The sequence below is a fragment of the Desulfocicer niacini genome, from assembly GCF_054657595.1.
Genome location: NZ_BAAHYK010000024.1, coordinates 62189 through 82343 on the forward strand (window position 1 = coordinate 62189; position 20155 = coordinate 82343).

Below are 20155 nucleotides of genomic sequence, written 5' to 3' on the forward strand. Positions count from 1 at the left end.
CAAAGGGGAGCCCGTCAATGCAAACCTTCAACCGGGTCAGATTGCAGGCTAAACAAACCCACACGCTCTAAGTTGGGCATGGGCCTGAACCTCATTAAGTCAGTTCAGTGCAATTGCGGCCATTGTTCTTGGCCGCATACAATGCCATATCAACTCGCACTATGACATCGGATAAGTTTTCGTCTTCCCCCAGCTGTGTAACCCCGAAACTGGCGGTGACGCAGATGCTTTGCTCATTGTGAATCACATTTTTGTCTATTTCAATGTTTTTGCGGATTTTGTCCGCCACAATATAGGCCTGGTTAAGATTACAGTCGGTAAGCAGTATCAAAAATTCCTCACCTCCCCACCGACAGAGAATGTCACAGTCCCGGATATGGCGTTTTGCCGTCCGGGAGACGGCCTTGAGGATGAGGTCACCGGTGGTATGGCCATATGTGTCGTTCACAGCTTTGAAATGATCAATGTCAAACATGATGACAGACATGCTTACGCTCCGGCGTTTTGCCTGTTTGACGGCCTGGTTAAACAACATATCAAATACCTGGCGATTGGTGGCACCGGTGAGTTTGTCTGTGCTTGCCATCTCTTCCAGACGTCGCTGATACCCTCCGATGGTGAGGTGGGCCAGCAGCAGAACAATGGCTGTGACAACAAGGCTGACGGTAAGATTAATCATAAGGGTGTTTAAAATGCGTGATTCGGCGGGATCATTGTTCTGCATCACCAGGAGATACCATTCAAACTGGGGAACCAGGCGGCTGTTCACATATATGGTTTTTCCCCCTTCTGTATAGGTTAATGAATTGCTGGGTGAGGTTAGAATCCGGGTGGCATGTTTTGACAGCCCCGGTATCTTGCGGATATTATTAGGACCGTTGTAACTTAAGCCGTGGAGGGATACCTGGCCTTCCGCGTTAATGAAGTAGATGGTGCGCCCATATCTCATCTGGTAGCTGTCGATCAAGTCTCGCACGGCATTGACGGCAAGGCCCACCCCGGTGGTACCGATGTAGCGGCCAGCATAATCAAATACCCGGTAGTTGATGAAGATCACCATGGAATTTTTGTCGGCGGTGTCGGTGTCCACGTTGACCTCGTAGGGCTCCAGCATTTTTTGTACCCGGAAATACCAGGCATCCTGTGGATCGGTGTCACTGACTGTTTTCAGGATGCCGGATGTGTGATAATATTTTCTGGTTTTTTCCGACACAAAAAAACAGGTGACTGTGCCATACTGGAGCTGGATTTCTTTCAGATATCGAATGATGGCGCTGTCGTCCTTTTCTCCGGCCATGGTCCAGTCCCGCAGAAAAGTATCCTGGGCCATGAGTGAAGAGATGAACACAGGACGCAGCAGATCCCGTTGAATTTCTGAATAGATATTGTCGCTGGTCAGCGGCAGAGTGGTCTCGGCAAGTTGCTCGGATAGAGAATCATGGGCCACATAATAACTGATCAGACAGGTGGTCACAAATCCCGACAGCAGTAGAACTGTCAGTATAGCCACAAACCGTATTTTGCTGTTTTTCACAAAAACCTCTTTTAACTCAATGTAGTAAACATCTGGCTTGGTCACAGTATGGGGCACCCGCCACCTTTGCTTGACCCTGCCCCAACATCCCCCATGGGGCGTATTTTCTTTCCTGGAAGAGCCGTGCCCATTGTATTTGAATCATCCATAAACGCAAGGATGAAACGCAAAGGTAATGTTGTTTGGGCATGATCATAACATTGAATTAATGTCGTGGCCGCGGATCGGCGGGGTCAGGCGTGTGTTCTTGAAAGATGAAATTCGGCCCATTTTTTTCAACGTTGAATAGATACGTTCAACTTTAAAATAACAGGAGATACTCCCATGCCAACCCCCAAAATACTGATAACCGGTGCCACCGGATATGTGGGCCGTCGTTTAAAGGACGTACTGATTCAAGAAAACCCTGGAGATATCCGTCTTCTGGTGCGCAATAGAAAAAAAATTTCCCCGGCTGTGCGTGATATGGTGGAAATCGTAGAGGGAGACACCTTTAACCCGGCAGTCCTGGATACGGCTTTAAAGGGCATTGCGGTTGCTTATTACCTGATCCATTCCATGGGCAAGGGGGCTGATTTTGAAAGTCAGGATCGCACCCGTGCGGTAAATTTTCGCCAGGCCTGTATCCGCCAGGGGGTGCGGCGTATCATTTATCTTGGAGGGCTCGGGGCAAAAGCCACGGCCAGTCGCCATCTGTTAAGCCGCATGGAGACAGGCAAAATCCTCAGTGAAAAGGAAGATCAGGTGGAAACCGTCTGGTTCCGGGCCGGGATCATCATCGGTGCGGGCAGTGCCAGCTTTGAAATTATCCGTAACCTTATCCAGAAACTGCCGGTGATGATTACCCCCCGGTGGGTCAACACCTTGACCCAGCCCGTTGGCATTGATGATGTCATTGCCTACCTGGTGGCCGCGGTACACCTTGAACACACCGGTAACCTTATGGTTGATATCGGCACAGATGCCATGAATTTCAAGGAGATGATGATCCAGGCCGCCGCCGTCATGGGTTTGAAGCGCCATTTGATTCCGGTGCCGGTCCTGACCCCTTCCCTCTCCTCCTGGTGGCTTATTTTCTTCACCCCCATTCCCTTTGCCATGGCAGCAGCCCTGGTGGAAGGGTTGAAATCGGAAACCATTTTGTTGAACCGCAATGCAGAAAAATATTTCCCGGATATTGTGCCCATGACCTTTGAAAAATGCGTGGCCGGAGCCATAAACGAGATGGAGCATGATCATATCATCAGCCGCTGGTGTGACAGCAGCGGTGGCAACCAGTGTGACCTCAACGGGCAGGATCTTGTCCACGGTCCCATCCTGTGGGATCGGAGAACCTTTTCCACGGGCAATCTCTCCCGGGCTCAGCTTTTTGCCTCGGTGTGTTCCCTGGGTGGGGATGAGGGGTGGTTTGCCTATGATTTATTGTGGAAATTAAGGGGAGCCATGGACAAACTCATGGGGGGATACGGGCTGAACAGGGGCAGACGTCTTAAGGGCTCATTGCGGGTGGGGGATGCCGTTGATTTCTGGAAGGTGGCGGACATCAAGCCTGGAAAACGTCTGCTGCTGCTTGCCCAGATGAAGGTGCCGGGAAAAGCGTGGCTGGAATTTGATATCCGGGACGACAGTCTTGTACAAACCGCCCATTTTTACCCCAAGGGGCTTCTGGGGCGGGTTTACTGGTTTGTCATGTTTCCCTTTCACATGTTGATTTTTAAAGCCCTTGGGGAACAGATCCTGGAGCATGCTGCGGACTTTTAGCGTCAACGCCCCCTCTTGAATTACAAGATTCGGGCTTGCTCACAACATGGCCTGCTTTAGGGCTTGCCTTCTTTTTAAAAGCTGATATTGTAATTGAGCTTCAAGTTTTTTGTGCCGATTTTGCGAGAACGGTGTCAGCCTTGTGTTATTGGCGTTATCGACCAAAACCGGGGCGAACCCGAAACTTGACCGATAATGCCCAAAACGCAAGCTTGGCTCCTCCCATGACAATATAAAAACACTTGAACATAGAATTATACCTGATATTGTATTGGATATATTATTTTTCTATAAACTGATTCCGTTTTTTCACACTGAAGGCGGTCTCAGATCTGTATTCTGGGAATTCTTTGTGGCGTTCCAGGATTTCTGACACCCGGGGAGACGTCCATGGCATAAGCCTGAACCCGCCTGTCTTTACTGCAGAAAAAATGGATTGCCCTGTAAAAGGAAAATATGCTGAAAAAATTAAAGTGGATTATCTACACCTCTCCGTTCATCGCTTTTGTCTATTATTTTATACGCATATACAGCTTTACGTTCCGCTTTCATGTGGACAATGAAAAACAGTGGCAGCAGCTCCTGGACCAGGGAACCCCCATTCTTTTATGTGGATGGCACCAGCAGTTTTTTTCCGCCATTCGTTATTTTAAAACCTATTCAAAATTTAATCCCGGGCTGATGATCAGCCGCAGCAAAGACGGAGATCTCATTTCTGGAGTGGCCAACCGAACCGGCTGGCATACCCCCAGGGGATCATCTTCCCGGGGGGGGAAACAGGCCATGGATGCCATGATTGATCATCTCAACACCCACGGGTTCGGCGCCCATATCCTTGACGGCCCCCGGGGTCCCATGGGAATCGTCAAGCCCGGGGTTATCAAGATGGCCCATTACACAGGTGTAAAACTGGTGCCCTTCTATATTAAGGGGGATAACGCCTGGTATTTCAAATCCTGGGATCGTTTCATGCTTCCCCGGCCCTTTTCACGGGTTACGCTGACCTTTGGAAGCCCCCTTACGTTTTTACCAAAATCTGTTGATGCTGACTCGTTTGAATCGCAGCGCCAGAGCCTTGAAAAAACTATGCTGCCGGGGCTTGTGATTGTTTAATAGTTACACGTTTCCGGGAATCCGCTGCGGGGGGGGGGCATAGCCGCCACGGGTGGACGGTATTTTGTGATCTGGGTTTGCCCACAACAACGCTTAAAAAACCGTCAGATTTGCCGGTTTTTTCTCATAAATTGATCAAGGGAATTTGATGATACCTTTTACCGGAAGAAAAAGGCACACCGCAATTACTGGCATCTTTTTTGTTGCCCTTTTTTTTGTCCATTTAGTTTCACCACAGGGATGGGCGGTTGAGGAAGACCTTCTTCCCCGTCATGTGTTATTGCTGCACTCCTATAATTCGGACATGACCTGGGTCAAAAATATCGAAAAAGGTGTTTTTGAAGAACTTACCCCTGACCGCAACAACCTGATCGTGCACATTGAATACATGGATTCCAAGCGGCATCATGATTCTTTGCATTACCAACTTCTGGAACGTTCCCTGGCCCACAAGTCCCAGGATTTTCATTTATCCCTGATCCTGTGCAGCGATAACAACGCTTTTGATTTTCTCATGCAGCGACGGCAGACGCTTTTTCCCGGGGTGCCGATTGCCTTTTGTGGTGTCAATGATTACAAACCGGAGATGCTTCAGGGGCATGCCGATATCACCGGTGTGGCCGAAATTATATCTCCTGTGAGCACGGTGGAACTCATGGTACGCCTCCATCCCGGTTTAAAGCATGTTTACGTCATCAACGATTATCTCACCACCGGCCGTGCCTGGCGCAGGAACATTGAAGCCGCCTTCGATTCTCTTTTTCCAACCCTTACCATTGAATATAACGACAATCTTTCCATAGGCGAACTTCAGGAAAAAATCAGGGGTTTGGGTGGAGATACTGCCATTCTGCTGGGAGATTTTTTTGCCGATCGGCTGGGCAATTATCTGAGCTATGAAGGGGTGGGGGCAAAGTTGACGTCGATAAGTCCTGTCCCCGTGTACTGTCTGCTTGACTTTAACCTGCGGGACGGTGCGGTGGGAGGAAATGTCATCAGTGGTTACTCCCAGGGACAGGAGATGGCACGCCTGGGAAAACAGATATTGGCCGGGGTGCCGGTTTCAACCCTTCCCGTTATTCAGACCGGTGTAAATAAATGCCGGGTTGATTTTTTTCAACTTGAACGATTCAAGGTCTCCACGGATCTGCTTCCCCCTGATGCCGTGGTATTGAATCGTCCTTTCTCCTTTTATGAAAATTATAAAGCGCTTATATGGGGTACACTGGGGGCCTTTCTTTGTCTTCTCCTGATATCGGTTATGCTTTTCATTAATATCCATTTGCGTATACGTACAGAAAAGGAATTGAAAGCATCTGAAATTCGTTTCCGTAATATTTTTAACAATGCCACGGTGGGGATTTTTCAGATTACCCTTCAGGGAAAGATAATGGCCGCCAATCCTGCCCTGGTAAAAATGCTTGGGTTTGATGATCAGGCCTCGGTGATAGCTCATTACCATGATGTCGGTAAGCAGCTTTATGAAAATTCAGACGACAGAGCGCAGATCATTGAACGTCTTGCCCGGGAAGGATCCCTTCAAAATCTTGAGGTCCCTTTAAATCTCAGGGACGGGACTCGGATATGGGTGTCCCTTAACATCCATATGGTGACGGATGAAAATGGGCAGATCATCTACCATGAGGGTACCATCAACGATATTTCCCAGCGGAAACTGCAAGAGAAAAAGATGCTGGAGCAGGAGGACGAACTACGAGATCACCGTGACAGATTAAAGGAACTTGTTGAGGAAAGAACCGAGCAGCTTGCCCGGGTAAATGCCGATCTGGAAATGAAAAATGAAGAACTGGAGCAGATTGTATATGTGGCATCCCATGATCTGAGATCTCCCTTGGTGAACATAGATGGGTACAGCAGAGAACTTAACTATAGCATGACAGAACTGCGACAGGAGTTGGAAAAAATTCTGGGCCATGATCTTCCCCCGACGGTTATCTGCATTCTGGAAGATGATATTCAAGAAGCCCTGCGCTTTATTCGTACCAGTGCTGCCAAGATGGATAAACTGCTCATGGGGTTGCTTCATCTTTCCCGTTCGGGCAGGGGCGTGCTTTCCATGGACAATATTGATATGAATCTCATGATATCCCAGGTTGTGGATGCCATTGAATATCAGATTAAGGCGTCCCATGTGAAGGTGATCATAAACGATCTTCCCCCATGCCGGGGAGACGGAATGCAGATAAATCAAGTGTTTTCCAATATAATTGGTAATGCATTGAAGTACCTTGATCCCGGAAGGGATGGGGTGATTGAGATCAGCGGTAAAATTGAAGACAGCCAGGCCACCTATTGCGTAGCGGATAACGGTATTGGCATGGACCCGAGATTTGTGCATAAAATCTTTGAAATTTTTCATCGACTGGACCCGGCCCACAGCCAGGGGGATGGATTGGGCTTGGCCATTGTAAAACGGATTTTGGATCGTCTGGAGGGCAGTATCCGCGTGGAATCTAATTTGGGTGAATACTCTCGTTTTTATATCTCTTTTCCCCAGGCAACAAATGTACTTTCCTAAATTATGGAGAAATAAATGGAAAAAAATGTCGTGATTCTCCTGGCAGAAGATGATGAGGGCCATGCAGGGCTAATCAAAAAGAATTTGTCCCGGGCTGGCATTGTTAATGAAATATTTCATTTCAAGGACGGGCAGAAGGTTTTGAATTTTTTGTTCTGCCAGGGAAAAGAGCCCCATCGAAAGCCCAATACCCCCTATGTTTTGCTTCTTGACATCCGCATGCCCCGGGTGGACGGACTTGAAGTGCTTGCCCGGGTAAAACAGGACCCGGAGCTGCGTAAAATGCCCATCATAATGGTCACCACCACGGACGATCCCAGGGAGGTGGCCCTGTGCCACGAGTTGGGCTGCAGCAACTATGTTACAAAACCCATTGACTATGATAAATTCGTGAATGCTGTGCGCAGCTTGGGCCTTTTTCTTGCTGTGGTGAAGGTGCCTGAGATCAATGGAGTTATGGAAAAATGAAACAGCTTGTGGAAGATAAATCTCCCAGGTTTTTAATGGATTACGATCCGGAGATGCGGGTTCTGGTGGTGGAGGATGATGAGGGGTTGAACCGTCTTGCCCAGAAGGCTCTTAAACGGGTGGGCTTTGAAACAACGGGGGTTTACACCGGGGCTGCCGCCCTTGCATCCATTCTGAAAGATCCGGAAACCATACTCCTGGTGGATCAGTTTCTTCCCGACATGACAGGAACCCAGCTGATAAGATCCCTGCAGGAACACAATATCCGTGTGCCCTTTGTGGCCATGACCGGCCAGGGCAGTGAGAAAACAGCCGTGGAGATGATGAAGATGGGTGCCCGTGATTACCTGGTCAAAGGTTTTGATCTGTCCGAGGTGCTGCCCAATATTTTCTTAAGGGTGTTTCGGGAACTGGAAACCGAAAGACGCCTTGCCCTTGCCGAGATGGAGACCCAGCATCTCCAGGAGCAGTTTGCCCAGGCCCAGAAACTTGAATCCATAGGTCGCCTGGCCGGAGGGGTGGCCCATGATCTGAACAATCTGCTCTCCCCCATCCTGGGATATGGAGAGATGCTGCTGGAGGACACCCCTGAAGCTGATCCCCGCCGGGAATTTTTAAAGGAAATTGTGAGTGCCGGCAGTAGGGCAAGGGATATGGTGGGCCAGCTGCTGGCCTTCAGCCGCAAGCAGACCCTTGAATTTAAACCCGTTGATCTCAACGATCTTTTAAAGCGTTTTGAAAAACTGTTGCGTCGTACCATCAGGGAGGATGTGACCATAAAGTTCAACCTTGCCCCGGGCCTGCCCTTGATCAAGGGAGACGTGGGGCAGCTGGAACAGGTGGTGATGAATCTTGCCGTTAATGCCCAAGATGCCATGCCCCATGGGGGAAGCCTTGCCATGTCAATCGTTGAAATTGAGCTGGATGACACCGATGCTGAAGTTTTTGAGGGAGGAATTGCGGGGCCCCACGTCATGCTGACAGTGAAGGACACGGGCACGGGTATGACAGATACCACCCTGCAGCATCTGTATGAACCCTTTTACACCACCAAGGAGCCAGGTAAAGGTACAGGATTGGGGCTGGCAACGGTGTATGGTATTGTCAAGCAGCACGACGGCACCATTCAGGTGGAAAGTGCGCCCACAGGAACCGTTTTCAGGATTTATTTTCCGGTGGGTTCCGATGTCCGCAAAGGGGATCAACCTGAAGCAGTGTGTAATACCGGGGCTGGGGAACAACGGGGTGAGACGATTTTATTGGTGGAAGACAATGAGTCGGTCCGGGATCTCACTGTCATTATACTGAAACGTGAGGGTTATGATATTCTGGTGGCGGAGAACGGCAATGATGCCCTGGCCCGGCTGGAGGGTCACCATGGTAATGTGAGTCTGATGCTCACAGATGTGGTCATGCCTGAAATGAACGGTAAGGAGCTGTTTAACCAGGTGTCTGCGCTTTATCCTGAAATCAAGGTCATTTACATGTCCGGTTACACCGATGAGGTCATTGCCCATCATGGCATCATGGACGAGGGGGTTCATTTTATTCAAAAGCCATTCAGTGTGAACGATCTCAGCGCCAAGCTCCGGGAAGTGCTTGATCAGTGATGACTTACTTCAGGGATTCGGCTGTTTTTAATCTACCGTTTTCCCGGGGCGGCATCCATGGAGTGCAGCAACCTGGGCTTGATAAATGGTAAATCAATAAAATTCGACTGAGTTTATTCCTTCAAATACCCGGTTAACTCCACATAACCGTCACCGGAAATCTGTTTTCCGGAAACCGCCACCGCCCCTTCCCAGTAGATGAAATCTCCGGTGTGCTCCTGGGCTTTGATGCGGGGCGTAACCTTGAGCGCCAGGTTTAATGGTGATATGAAGATTTTCCAGCCCGACGGATAGATCCCCTGGGTGGCGGGGCTTTGCCAGGTGCCCGTTGACGTGAGGGTGAAATCTTCGGGACCAAGGATATCATAACGGCCGTCGGCATGGGAGATGCACCCGAAAGAGAAGCCGTTGGGCCGGTTATCGGCCCTTCGAATCTGGCAGACCATTATATCTTTGCCGTCATCGAGCTGCAGGGCAAACCAGTCCCAGCCTTTTTCGTTGCTGTCAAGGGCGCTGGTGCTCCATTCATGGTCAAACCAGGTTCGCCCGGAAACGGTGAACTCCCCCGCAGGGGTAAGGATGGTTCCCTGGGTGGGGCTTCGGGGTAAAGAGTAATAATAGGAGGCGTTTCCCGGCTGGGTGCTTTTTTGGCTCAAACCTGATTTTCCCTGCATCACCGGCGGTTTTCCGGGGCTGAGAATGAAATCCACAGAAAAATCGGCACCCCTGGCCGTGAGGTGGGTTTTATGATCTCCTGTCTTTTTGACAGACCAGTTTTCTATCCATACCCGGTGGGGGGTGGCACCGGCAATACCAATGCTTTCCCTGTCCATGCGGTGGTCTGAATGAAAGGTTGCAGCCTCGATGTCTGTGACGGCAAAATGGGCAAAATAGAGCTGCCGGGTACGCCATGGGGATGCACCTATCATAGGGGCGCAGGCAAGGGCTCTACGAAAAAAGGTCAGCTGATAGCCGAACCCTCTGCCCGAGGGGTCGGCAAGATTGCCGGTGTAGTACCACCATTCGGTCTGAAAATCATCGTGGGGACCATGATCAGCGGGAAACACCAGGGGCAGCTCCCGGTCTGCTCTTTTAAAACAGGGCAGGGCCATGGAAGAAGAGAGGGCCTGACCGATGTCAATGCTCTCTTTCCCGGCAGGGGTATCACATCCAGAAAACAGGATGGCGGCAATAAGCAAGTTGAAAAGAGCGAATACGCCAGCGATACGTCTTCCCTTTAACCGGAAATCGAATCGCCTGATTCTGTATATCGGCTGCTTTACACGGGTTAAAATCATATTCGTACAGGAGTGATTCTGAACGTGCAGTTCCGGGGTGTAACTCCCCGGGATTACCGGTGTGTTAATCACTTTAACTGGGATGATGCGGAGACGTGAGACGTTGGTTTTTTTCATCCGGTCTTCCTTTTCTCTGTGCCGGGCCTGATTTCAGGGCTTGCCAATAAGATTGGCAGCCTGATCCCAGCCCAAAGTGGTCGATGTTGAGATCAATCCTGTGTCTGTCTATTCCATGCGAAGGGCAGTGGGAATATCATTTTTCCCCGCCTTTATCGCTGGCAGAACACCGGCTGCCATGGCAGTGGCAAGGGACATGATCACCGCCTGAAAAAGCCCCCATGGCTGCAGGATCATTCCGTAGGTCCATCCAAAGGCGCGTTGGTTGATCACATCAATGAGCACCCAGGATAGGAAAAGACCAAAGGGCAGGGCAAAGATGCCTGCCATGATTCCTGAGTATCCGCACTCCATCATCAGCAATTTTTCCACCTGGGTCGATTCCGCCCCGCAGGCCCGGAGAATGGCCATCTCTCTGGTACGTTCCAGCAGAATGGCCATGACCGCATTGACGATGCCTGTAAGCGCCACAATGGCCGTCAGGAGCTGCAGGGCAATGGTGATGAGAAAGGTATTGTCAAACACTTCAAGGACGCTGTCTTTTATGATTTTACCCGAACGAACCTCCAGCGGACCATGGGATGGTGCCATGGTCTGGATTGCTTCAATCATCGGTCCGATCTTCTGGTCCGGATCTAAAAACAGCTGCATGGAGGTAATATCATCAAATCCCCAGCAGGCTTTCAGGGTTTCCGGATGAACGATGATGCGCCCTCCTCCCATGAAAAAATCCCGGAAAATACCGCCAACGGAAAATTTCTGTGCCCCTTGCAGGGTATTGAGGATCACCGTGGTTTTCTTACCCGGAACAACCCCGTGCCGGGCGGCAAAAATTTCTGATATCTGGATCTGTCCCTGCTTTAAAAGCGTGTCCATGGATTGTGCCGGGGCTGCCGTCCATACCCACTCCTTGTCTGAAAAATCGGTGTCGTAGGCAAACACATGGGTTTCGCCTTTCTCCCCGGATAAAATGGTGTGCATGGCATAGACGCTGACGTTTTTTATCCCGGGCAGGGCCTTTATCAGCTCTACCATTTCGGGTGGGATGGCAGGAGCTGTCTTATCCGCCGATCGCACATGGATATCACCGCCGATGTTTCCGTCAATCCAGCTGACTACAGACTGACGGAAGCTTGCCGTCATGGTGTCGATGCCGATGTACACCGATGTCACCACCATTAAACAGGCAATGAGCACACTGGTGCGGCTCAGGGAACGTACAATGTTTTTAAGAGCCATGCGGGAGAGGAGGCCGGATATCGGTGCCGGGGCGTGAAGGAGCAGGGCTGTGGCCATGCGGGTGAGTAGGGGTACCATGAATGCAGCACCGGTGAACATCATGAAGATGCCGGTGTAGTCCAGGGCAGGCCCCTTGTGGGGAAACAGAAAGAGAAACAGCGAAAGTCCAATGAGCACAAGGCCTGCCAGGCTGAAAAGGCCTGCATTTTTTTGAACTCTGGTTTCCGATGCCGAAGCAAGGGAGAGGCTTACAGGGGGGGTACGGCTTGCCGTAAGGGCGGGCAGGGCAGTTGCCGCAAGACACGATAGCATACCGGCAGAAAATCCTTTCAAAAGGGTTGGCCAGGCAATGTGGGTCTGGTTGACGGTGAGCACAAAGTACATGTCCGACACCGTGGCGCACACGGCGTGAACGGCCCCTTTTCCCAGAAGTATACCGGCAATGATACCTAAAAGAGAGCCTGCAATGCCGTAAATAAGAACCTCAAGACTCACCATCATGAAAATATCTCTTCTGGTGGCCCCCAGGGATCTCAGGGTGCCGTTGAGACGTCGGCGCTGGGTGACGGAAAAGGAGACGGTGTTGTAGACCAGAAACATGCCCATGAAAAGTGCCATCATGCTGAAGGCGGTGAGGCTGGTCTCAAAGGCGCTGGAGAGGTTGCGAAGGGCTTGGCTGCTCCGGGCGGTACTTAAAAGCATGACGCCCGGGGGGAGGATGCGTTTTATCTGCTGTATCGATTCTTCTGAGTCAAGTATCAGATCAATGTGGGATATCTGCTCTCCCATGGCCAGAATCTCTTGGGCTGTGGCAATGTCTGTCACTAGGATACCCGTTAGGGCCGCATTTTCCATGGGCGATGTACTGTTAAGAAGACCTGCAATGAAAAGTTTCTCTTTTTTTTCTCCCCACGAAAGGGTTAGAAAATTACCAATGGAAAGGCCGTGTTCACGGGCGAGGGATCTGGAGATAAGCACCCCGGTGCCGGACATGAGGGTTTCGGGCAGATTTTTCTGTCCGGCGCTTTCATGCGGTGACAAAGACAGTGTACGAAAGGCCTTTTCCGAAAAGGGATCAATCCCCAGAAGCTGCATCTGTTTTCCCTGGAGTTCTTCCACATGGGTGTATCTTGATATGACCGGTGCACAGTGCTTTATACCCAGGGAGACCTTCAGCTGTGTGAATAACGAGTGGTGAAGGGTCAGGTGGCTGCTCGCGATGCGATGGGTGCTTTTACCGGTGACAAGACCTGTGGAGAGCTCAAACGATCGGCCGACACTGGTTTTGGCAATGTCAATGGCCACCACCCCGGAAACCCCCACGGCAATGCCCAGTATCAGAAGCAGGGTTCGTGCCCTGTGGTGCAGACTGTGCTTCAGGGCGGTTTTGATGAGAATGCCGGGTATCAGGGCACTCATGTCGGTTCATCTCCGCTGGAGTGGACCGCTGAGTCGGTGACGGTTAAAAGGGGGGAAGTGGTGGCTGAAGAGGTGGAGAGATGACGGTTTTCAAAGGTGAATACCTGGTGGGCAAACCCCACGGCTTCGGGGCTGTGGGTGACCATGATTAGGGTTTTGTTCTGCTCTTTTACAAGTCTTACGATGAGTTCCAGCACTGTTCTGCCCGTGGCCATGTCCAGGTTCCCCGTGGGTTCATCGGCAAGGATTACCTCCGGGTCATTGACCAGGGCCCGGACAATGGCCACCCGTTGCTGTTCACCGCCGGACAACTGATCCGGAAAGGCGTGTCTTCGATGGTAAAGTCCGGTTTGCTCCAGCAGAAAAAGAGCGCGCTCCCTGAACACCCGGGGGGAGGCATTGTCGAGCTCTGCGATGAGGCAGGCATTTTCAAGCACGGTGAGAACGGGAATCAGATTGAAGAATTGAAAGATGATGCCGATTTTTTTTCTTCGAAGGAGGGTCCGTTCCCGGTCGGACATATCGGTGATCAGGGTTTGGTCAAGTTGAATGGTGCCGCTGTCCGGTGTATCTATGCCGCCTGCGAGATTGAGAAGGGAGCTTTTTCCCACTCCGCTTTTTCCCACAATGACCGAAATCGTTCCCGAGGGGAACAGAGCATCAAGATTTTCAAAAATAACATGCCGGGCACCACTTTCGCTGTAGGATTTGGTAACCTTTGAAAAACGAATATCCATCTGGACTCCCTGGGGGCTTTTTAAAATGAACATGCCGCAGCACAAGCCCGCAACGGCCACAGTTGGGGGCGGTATAATGCCATTTTTCTTATGGCCCATGTGTTCCAGGGTCTTATACGGGTGGTATCAGATTTGTATTATTATAACTTTTGTTTAAATTTGCCTTTAACACAGGTTCTTGACAAAATCACAATAACACAAACCTGACACCACGCGGATTAACCATCGAACCCGGAAAATGGCAATGCGCCTGACCTACAGGGCCATAAGAACGTCATGGAAATCAGAGCTGAAACTTGATGGCCCAGGCTGAAAAACGATTTCCATGGCCGGGGGCTATTTTTGACAGTGAGGCGACGATGGTTTCCACGGTTGCTTCATGGTTGGCCTTGTCTGGGTTTTTGGAGTAAAATTTGTCCGCCACGCAGATAATCTCCTCTTCCAAGGTAATAGGTACCATCTCCCGGTGGGGAAGGGGCAGACGGGCTCTGGTGATGTTGTTCAGGGTGATGCCGGCACCGGTGTGACGTTCCGACACCAGCCCATGACGGGGAAAGCCCATCTCGTCCAGAAGCAGCCGTCCCAGGAACCCATGGCAGACATAGGGATGGGAGCCCCGGCAGTGGATGGAAGGGGCATGGGTCATGAAAATTCCGATGTCATGGAGAAGGGCCGCCTCCTGAATAAAGGTGATGTCCGGTTGGAAATGCTGTACCTTCTCTGCTATTTCAAGGCTTTTTTCTGCAACCAGTTCCCCATGGCGCATGAAGAGATCATACAGCCGGGTACCGGGACGGTAATGGGTCTGTATGATCTTGTCCGTGTTTATCATACCTTGCCTGAAAGCAGAACGCCTTCAATGATCTCGTCCAGGTCTCCATCCATTACCCGGTCCACATCCCCCACCTCAAAGTTGGTTCGGTGGTCTTTGACCATGCGATAGGGATGCATGACATAGGAGCGGATCTGGCTGCCCCAGGCAATGTCATCCTTGCCGTCATGGAGATCCTGCATTTTGCGGCTCTGTTTTTCTTTTTCGATCTGGTATAATCTTGATTTCAGCACTTTCATGGCAATTTCCTTGTTTCGGTGCTGGGAAGATTCCTGTTGACACTGGGTAACCACCCCCGAGGGCAGATGGGTGATACGGACGGCGCTGCTGGTCTTGTTGACGTGCTGTCCGCCGGCACCACTTGCCCGGTAGACGTCAATGCGCAGATCACCTTCATCAATTTCAATGGTAATATCATCCTTTAATTCGGGGTAGACAAACACCGAGGCAAAGGAGGTGTGGCGCTTGCCGCTGGCGTTGAACGGCGAGATGCGCACCAGGCGGTGAACCCCGGACTCCACCTTCATGAACCCATAACAGTTGTTGCCGGATACACTTAAAGTAGCTCCCTTAAGGCCCGCCTCGTCACCGTCCTGATAGTCAATAATCTGGAGTTTGTAGCCTTTTTTGGCGATCCACCGGGTGTACATGCGAAATAATTTTTCGGCCCAGTCCTGGGAATCTGTGCCGCCGGCACCGGCATTTATGGAGACAATGGCATTTTTGGAATCATCCACATCATCGAGCATGATTTCTATGGAAAAGGATCGAATTCGTTTGTCCAGATTCTGGAGCTGAACGTCCACCTCCTGTTCTACGTCCTTGTCTCCCTCTTCCCTGGCAAGTTCCAGCAGGGTTTCGGCATCTTCGATTTCTGTATAAATCGATTGCCATGCGTCAATGAGATCGGATATCCTTGTCCGTTCCTTGAGCATCTCGGTGGCTTTGTCGTTGTCGTTCCAGAAATCTTCCCGGGCAATGAAACTTTCCAGTTCTCTTAATCTGTTCTCCTTTACAGGGAGGTCAAAGATACTCCTTGAGTTGTTCTGCTTTTTCATAGAAGGAAGAAAGGGTCTGTTTCGGTTCTAAGGCCATGGGATGCTCCTGTGGGATATTTTCCCTTTATTTGGTTTATAATTAAATTGACGTCAGGCCCTATTCTAAGGGATTCAGCCGTTTATCATCTGCGTGTATTTACCATAAAAAGGGGACTCATTGCAACAATACAGATACGCTTCCGGGTACATTGGAGCCTCGCCTGTTAGTGCGTATTTTTATCGGCCCCATCCCAAGTGGGCCGAAGTTGTGAACAGGCCCTGGAAAAATATATGGGATTTCATCTTTTCCGGTAATCCTGTTATCAACAGTTCTATTTTTTTGGGATATGGCTTTTGCTTGACTTTCCACCTGTTTTTGATTATTTCATCAGCATCGTTGGTGTACCATTTTGTGGTGTACGATGTTGCGATTCAAATTACAGTGCGGGTGAATGCTCGGAAAAGGCAGATAAATCCTTTGAAAACACCTCCCATAAAGCTTGCTCCCCCAAAAGGGAAAATATACAAAACCCCCGAGGGTAGAATTCTGTGGACGGGGGTAGTTCTTCTGGCAATGCTCATGGGGCTGATTGCCTGGATCAGTGTGACGGATTCCTCCAAGGCCGGAAATCTTTTGCTGGCGTTTCTGGCCCATATTTGCGGAGGCAGGGCCGCTGGTATAGGTATCTGTTTTATGGCAGGATTCAACCTTGCCTGGACATTGTGGTATAACTTTTACCTTGAAATACTCATCGTCTGTTTTGCCTATGCTGTCTTTATCCTTTCCATGACCAACCATATCAAATTTAAATGGGTGATGAATGTCTCCATTGCCCTGAAGGCCAAAGCTGAAAAGCATAAAGAAAAAATAGAAAAATATGGCTGGATCGGTCTGTTTATCTTCGTTATGGTACCTCTTCCGGTGACGGGACCGGTCACAGGCTCCATTGTAGGCTATCTGCTTAATGTCCATGTCGGACGCAATTTCAGTGCCGTTTTTCTTGGAACCTTTACTGCTATTTTATTCTGGGTTGTCTTTTTTGATTTTTTGGAGCAGCATGTGCATGTGATTCAATATGTCATCGTGGGCATTATTTTAATTGTTGCCATTTCCCATTTCAAGATCATCAAACGCTGGTTAAGTTGAGCCTGTCCTCTACCTGATTAATCGTCGAACCGGGAAAATGGGAATGCGCCCCTTGACCCTTTTCCCATCCAGGGGAAGAACAAGAGCAAGCTGGCAAGCAGGCACAGCCCGGCGAATACATCCCCGTGGCGGGTATAAAAACTCATTGATGTAAGACAGGCTACCTGGCGGGTCAGCGTAGTTGTTTCGAAAAGAGAGGTGGCCCCGGTAATGCTTCCTCCGGGATCAATGAATCCGCTGATGCCGGTGTTGGCGGCCCTTGCAACGCTCCTTCTGTTTTCCACGGCCCGGAACACCGCCATGGAAAAATGCTGCAGGGGTGCAGATGTGTGGCCGAACCAGGCGTCATTGGTCATGGTTACCAGCAGATCAGCCCCATTTTTCACCACAGCTGATGCCAGTTCCGGAAAAATAATTTCAAAACAGATGAGTATGCCTGCCTGATTTTCTTTAAATGCCAGGGGGGGGGCATTTTCCATGCCCGCTGAGAAATCTCCTGCCTGGGATGTCAATTTATCCAAAAAGGTTAAGTATTTTCCCAGGGGTACATATTCTCCAAAGGGTACCAGGTGAATTTTGTCATAGACAGAGCTGATCTCGGCATGGGGGGTCAGCATGTAAGCCCGGTTGAAAAATTGAAAGTCATCCTCCCCACGAAGTGAGAACGCTGGACTTCCGATGATACACCATGCCCTGGTCTGTCGGACACAGGCATCCACCCCATCAGACATGTTTTTTTCCCAGGTATAATAGAAAGGCAATGCGGTTTCCGGCCATATGATGAGATCCGGTGTGTGGGCTTCTGCGGCCATCAGGGAGAGACGGCAATACACATCAATGGTTTCTTTCTTGTAGGCTTCATCCCATTTGTCTGCCTGGGAAATATTGCCCTGGATTACGGAAATCGTGCGTTGAGGTGCCAGGGCCATGCTTTTTTTCATGCTGGAAATACGCGCATTTCCGTAGGCAATCATGCCCCCCAGAATCAGGATGACCAGCATGGGCCAGGTAATCACTAATGCTTTTTGGAGACCTTTATTGCCAGGTAAATGGTTTTTCGCTTTTATTTGATGCCATGTCATGGCCAGGGTGGCATTCACCAGCACAATAACAAACGAAATTCCATAAACACCGGTGATATCGGCCATCTGAATCAGGGATGTGTGCATATATTGGGAATACCCTGTAAGCCCCCATGGAAAACCGGTGAACAGCCGTGCCCGTATAAATTCAAGCCCCACCCACAAAAAGGCCGCTCCCACGGGCATGAAAGGTGCAAAGTTGTTTTCACGGGATTTCCACGAGAGAATCAGGCAAAACATCGCCGGATAAAGGGACAGGTAGGATACCAGCAGAAAAAGGACGGGGAATGCAAGCAATATCGGAAGGTTCCCATACGTGCGAAGGGTGGGAAGTATCCAGTATATCAGGGAAAAAAAATGGGCCATGCCCATGGTCAGGCCTGTTTTAAAGGTATTGTGGGGGCGGGCATCTTTTATGGAAACCAGCAGAGGTACCAGGGCTGTCCAGGCAAGCCATGAGCATTGGGTGCCAGGAAAGGAAAGAGACAGGAGTATACCACTTGCCAATGCTGGAAAAAAATTTATGAGTGCATGAATAGTTTTTAATGGGTTCATAAGAGCTGAGAAGGGTGTTTTTACGATGTCTGCCGATCCCATTGGAGTACAGAGGAGCAATTGGACACGGGCAGTGTGATGGTAAATATGGCACCACCGGTGGATGCATTGCCTGCGTCCAGGGTTCCTCCATGTTCTTGAATGGTTTCAGAGCAGATGGTTAACCCCACGCCCATGCCCAATTTTTTTTTGGTTGTGAAAAATGGGGTGAATAAATTGGGCATGACTTCTTGTGTGATGCCGGGGCCGTTGTCCTGGAACTGAATCACAAGGCTATCATTATGCATGCTGGTATGGATGTCGATTTCAGGTACCCTGGGCTTTCCTGAACCTGCAGGGATATCCTGGGTTATGGCTTCCAGGGAGTTGTTTATGAAATTAATGAATACATGGCTCAGCAGCTGGGGAGACGCAAATATATATGGCAGATCCGGGGCAAGATTTAATTTTATAATACCCCCTTTTTTTGCCACCTGTGTATGAAAAAGAGACAAAGTGTCTTCAATGATCTTGTTAATATAAATATGGCTCTTTTCAAGGCCGCTGGGGCGGTTGAGATCCATGAGGTTTTTCACGGTTTTTTTAATGGATTGAAGTCCGTTTTCAATGGCGTTGATTTCTTCCAGGGTTTCCGTGTCATTGTTTTCGTTGTCCTTCATGAGATCCACCAGGGAGAAGATTCCCTGGAGCGGTGAATTAATTTCATGGGCAACCGTGGTGGCCAGCTGGCCGGCGGCGGCAAACCGTTCTGTCTTTACCAGGCGCTTATTCATTTCGGTGAGTTCATGGGTGCGTAGTTTCACCGCTTCTTCCAATTCATCGCGCAGGATGGTGATCTCTTGAAGACGCCGGGTCATGTGGTTGAAATTTTGGGCTAGAATGCCCAGTTCATCATTGGAATCCACCTTTATCATGGTTTTCAGATCCCCCTGTCCCACCCGTTGTGTACCGTCGGTGAGCTGCTTGAGGGGACGGGTCAGACGGTGAGTCATAACCATTAAAACCCCTGCCATTACAAGTGCGCCTAGAAATCCGAGAATCAGGATCATGGGAGTGATGCGCTGGGCTGCACCTAAAAATTCCTTATGGGGGTCTGTGGCGATGATATACCATTGCCATGGCTCAAAATAGCCGTAAAAAGCAAGGTTGTATCCTGAATTAGTCCGGTAGGTGATGGTGCCCCTGTGAGATGTTAACTGCTGGAACCATATTGTCCCTGCAACATTGTGCCCTACCAGGGAATGATCAGGGTTGAAAACAATGGTACCCTGTTTATTCACGGCAAAAATATAGCCCTGTTTTCCCACGCCAATGGTGCTGATATCTTTTTCTGCGTCCATTTTGGCTTTCAGAATGCTGGCAGGAATTGCTTCCAGTCCATATTTTTTCAGGTTTTCGTTTTGTAATGCAGCTATGTGAATGGCTTCTGACAGGCGGGTTTCAAGCCAGGTGGTTGCCAGATGTGTCAGGGCCTTGACACTGAAATGGGAGTAGATGACACCCATTAAGATGATCAGAATGAGTCCCGTGGGTAAAGTGGTGAGGAGGATCTTATAATAAATTTTCATGCTGCGTTTTCCCTTTTCCCATGTGATGGAACAGCCGAACCTCTCAAGTGTTACCAATCAGTAAAGACATACCGTTGCGGGCGTGTCAATCATTATTAC

General features: G+C 49.8%; 14 protein-coding genes. 6 read left to right on the plus strand and 8 right to left on the minus strand.

The window, feature by feature from the left end; all coding sequences use genetic code 11:
* Window positions 1–94 precede the first annotated feature (94 nt).
* Window positions 95–1591, minus strand: coding sequence for a sensor domain-containing diguanylate cyclase (locus ACYQ2M_RS14175; RefSeq protein ID WP_459917013.1), 1497 nt, complete (start codon window positions 1589–1591; stop codon window positions 95–97).
* Between the two features lie 267 nt (window positions 1592–1858).
* Here ACYQ2M_RS14175 and ACYQ2M_RS14180 point away from each other — a divergent pair, with 267 nt between their 5' ends.
* The 5 genes from ACYQ2M_RS14180 to ACYQ2M_RS14200 all read left to right on the plus strand — a co-directional run bounded on the left by ACYQ2M_RS14180 (window position 1859) and on the right by ACYQ2M_RS14200 (window position 9025).
* Window positions 1859–3295 carry an SDR family oxidoreductase gene (locus ACYQ2M_RS14180; RefSeq protein WP_459917014.1) on the plus strand — a complete coding sequence of 479 codons (1437 nt, stop codon included), beginning with the start codon at window positions 1859–1861 and terminating at the stop codon, window positions 3293–3295.
* Between the two features lie 456 nt (window positions 3296–3751).
* Window positions 3752–4408, plus strand: coding sequence for a lysophospholipid acyltransferase family protein (locus ACYQ2M_RS14185; protein WP_459917015.1), 657 nt, complete (start codon window positions 3752–3754; stop codon window positions 4406–4408).
* 148 nt (window positions 4409–4556) lie between these two features.
* A complete protein-coding gene (locus ACYQ2M_RS14190) occupies window positions 4557–6947 on the plus strand; it encodes an ATP-binding protein (protein WP_459917016.1) in 2391 nt (796 codons plus the stop codon).
* Between the two features lie 15 nt (window positions 6948–6962).
* Entirely contained in the window at window positions 6963–7415 is a 453-nt protein-coding gene (locus tag ACYQ2M_RS14195; RefSeq protein ID WP_459917017.1) for a response regulator, read from the plus strand.
* Complete coding sequence (locus ACYQ2M_RS14200; RefSeq protein WP_459917018.1) at window positions 7412–9025, plus strand: response regulator; 1614 nt, start codon at window positions 7412–7414, stop codon at window positions 9023–9025. Before ACYQ2M_RS14195 ends, ACYQ2M_RS14200 begins: the two co-directional genes overlap by 4 nt.
* A 113-nt stretch (window positions 9026–9138) precedes the next feature.
* Here the strand turns inward: ACYQ2M_RS14200 and ACYQ2M_RS14205 are convergent, their stop codons facing one another.
* From ACYQ2M_RS14205 to prfB, 5 genes are all read right to left on the minus strand, one after another.
* A complete protein-coding gene (locus tag ACYQ2M_RS14205; protein WP_459917019.1) occupies window positions 9139–10440 on the minus strand; it encodes a lipocalin-like domain-containing protein in 1302 nt (433 codons plus the stop codon).
* A 108-nt stretch (window positions 10441–10548) separates the two neighbouring features.
* Window positions 10549–13098, minus strand: a complete 2550-nt coding sequence (locus ACYQ2M_RS14210) for an FtsX-like permease family protein (protein WP_459917020.1) — start codon at window positions 13096–13098, stop codon at window positions 10549–10551.
* Complete coding sequence (locus ACYQ2M_RS14215) at window positions 13095–13934, minus strand: ABC transporter ATP-binding protein (RefSeq protein ID WP_459917021.1); 840 nt, start codon at window positions 13932–13934, stop codon at window positions 13095–13097. Before ACYQ2M_RS14215 ends, ACYQ2M_RS14210 begins: the two co-directional genes overlap by 4 nt.
* 184 nt (window positions 13935–14118) lie before the next feature.
* Window positions 14119–14667: an HD domain-containing protein gene (locus tag ACYQ2M_RS14220; RefSeq protein WP_459917022.1), complete on the minus strand. Its 549-nt coding sequence runs from the start codon at window positions 14665–14667 to the stop codon at window positions 14119–14121.
* Window positions 14664–15762, minus strand: a protein-coding gene (prfB, locus tag ACYQ2M_RS14225; protein WP_459917023.1) for a peptide chain release factor 2 whose coding sequence is annotated in 2 segments (ribosomal slippage) — window positions 14664–15692 and window positions 15694–15762 — 1098 coding nt in all. Because the reading frame shifts where the segments join, the coding sequence is not laid out codon by codon here. Before prfB ends, ACYQ2M_RS14220 begins: the two co-directional genes overlap by 4 nt.
* Before the next feature lie 354 nt (window positions 15763–16116).
* On the opposite strand from prfB, the gene ACYQ2M_RS14230 reads away from it, so the two are divergent.
* The gene (locus tag ACYQ2M_RS14230; protein ID WP_459917024.1) at window positions 16117–16851 is read left to right on the plus strand and encodes a small multi-drug export protein; all 735 of its coding nucleotides are present in this window, start codon (window positions 16117–16119) and stop codon (window positions 16849–16851) included.
* A gap of 17 nt (window positions 16852–16868) precedes the next feature.
* On the opposite strand, the gene lnt is transcribed toward ACYQ2M_RS14230, so the two are convergent.
* A complete protein-coding gene (gene lnt, locus ACYQ2M_RS14235; protein ID WP_459917025.1) occupies window positions 16869–18488 on the minus strand; it encodes an apolipoprotein N-acyltransferase in 1620 nt (539 codons plus the stop codon).
* Window positions 18489–18508: 20 nt separating this feature from the next.
* On the minus strand, window positions 18509–20056 hold the full coding sequence (locus tag ACYQ2M_RS14240; RefSeq protein ID WP_459917026.1) for a sensor histidine kinase: 1548 nt from the start codon (window positions 20054–20056) through the stop codon (window positions 18509–18511).
* Window positions 20057–20155: the final 99 nt, after the last annotated feature.

Bases quoted from the DNA above. Each gene is read 5' to 3' on its own strand.
- ACYQ2M_RS14180 (WP_459917014.1), top strand. From the start codon at position 1,859: ATGCCAACCCCCAAAATACTGATAACCGGTGCCACCGGATATGTGGGC.
- ACYQ2M_RS14185 (WP_459917015.1), top strand. From the start codon at position 3,752: ATGCTGAAAAAATTAAAGTGGATTATCTACACCTCTCCGTTCATCGCT.
- ACYQ2M_RS14190 (WP_459917016.1), top strand. From the start codon at position 4,557: ATGATACCTTTTACCGGAAGAAAAAGGCACACCGCAATTACTGGCATC.
- ACYQ2M_RS14195 (WP_459917017.1), top strand. From the start codon at position 6,963: ATGGAAAAAAATGTCGTGATTCTCCTGGCAGAAGATGATGAGGGCCAT.
- ACYQ2M_RS14200 (WP_459917018.1), top strand. From the start codon at position 7,412: ATGAAACAGCTTGTGGAAGATAAATCTCCCAGGTTTTTAATGGATTAC.
- ACYQ2M_RS14205 (WP_459917019.1), bottom strand. From the start codon at position 10,440: ATGAAAAAAACCAACGTCTCACGTCTCCGCATCATCCCAGTTAAAGTG.
- ACYQ2M_RS14210 (WP_459917020.1), bottom strand. From the start codon at position 13,098: ATGAGTGCCCTGATACCCGGCATTCTCATCAAAACCGCCCTGAAGCAC.
- ACYQ2M_RS14215 (WP_459917021.1), bottom strand. From the start codon at position 13,934: ATGGGCCATAAGAAAAATGGCATTATACCGCCCCCAACTGTGGCCGTT.
- ACYQ2M_RS14220 (WP_459917022.1), bottom strand. From the start codon at position 14,667: ATGATAAACACGGACAAGATCATACAGACCCATTACCGTCCCGGTACC.
- lnt (WP_459917025.1), bottom strand. From the start codon at position 18,488: ATGAACCCATTAAAAACTATTCATGCACTCATAAATTTTTTTCCAGCA.
- ACYQ2M_RS14240 (WP_459917026.1), bottom strand. From the start codon at position 20,056: ATGAAAATTTATTATAAGATCCTCCTCACCACTTTACCCACGGGACTC.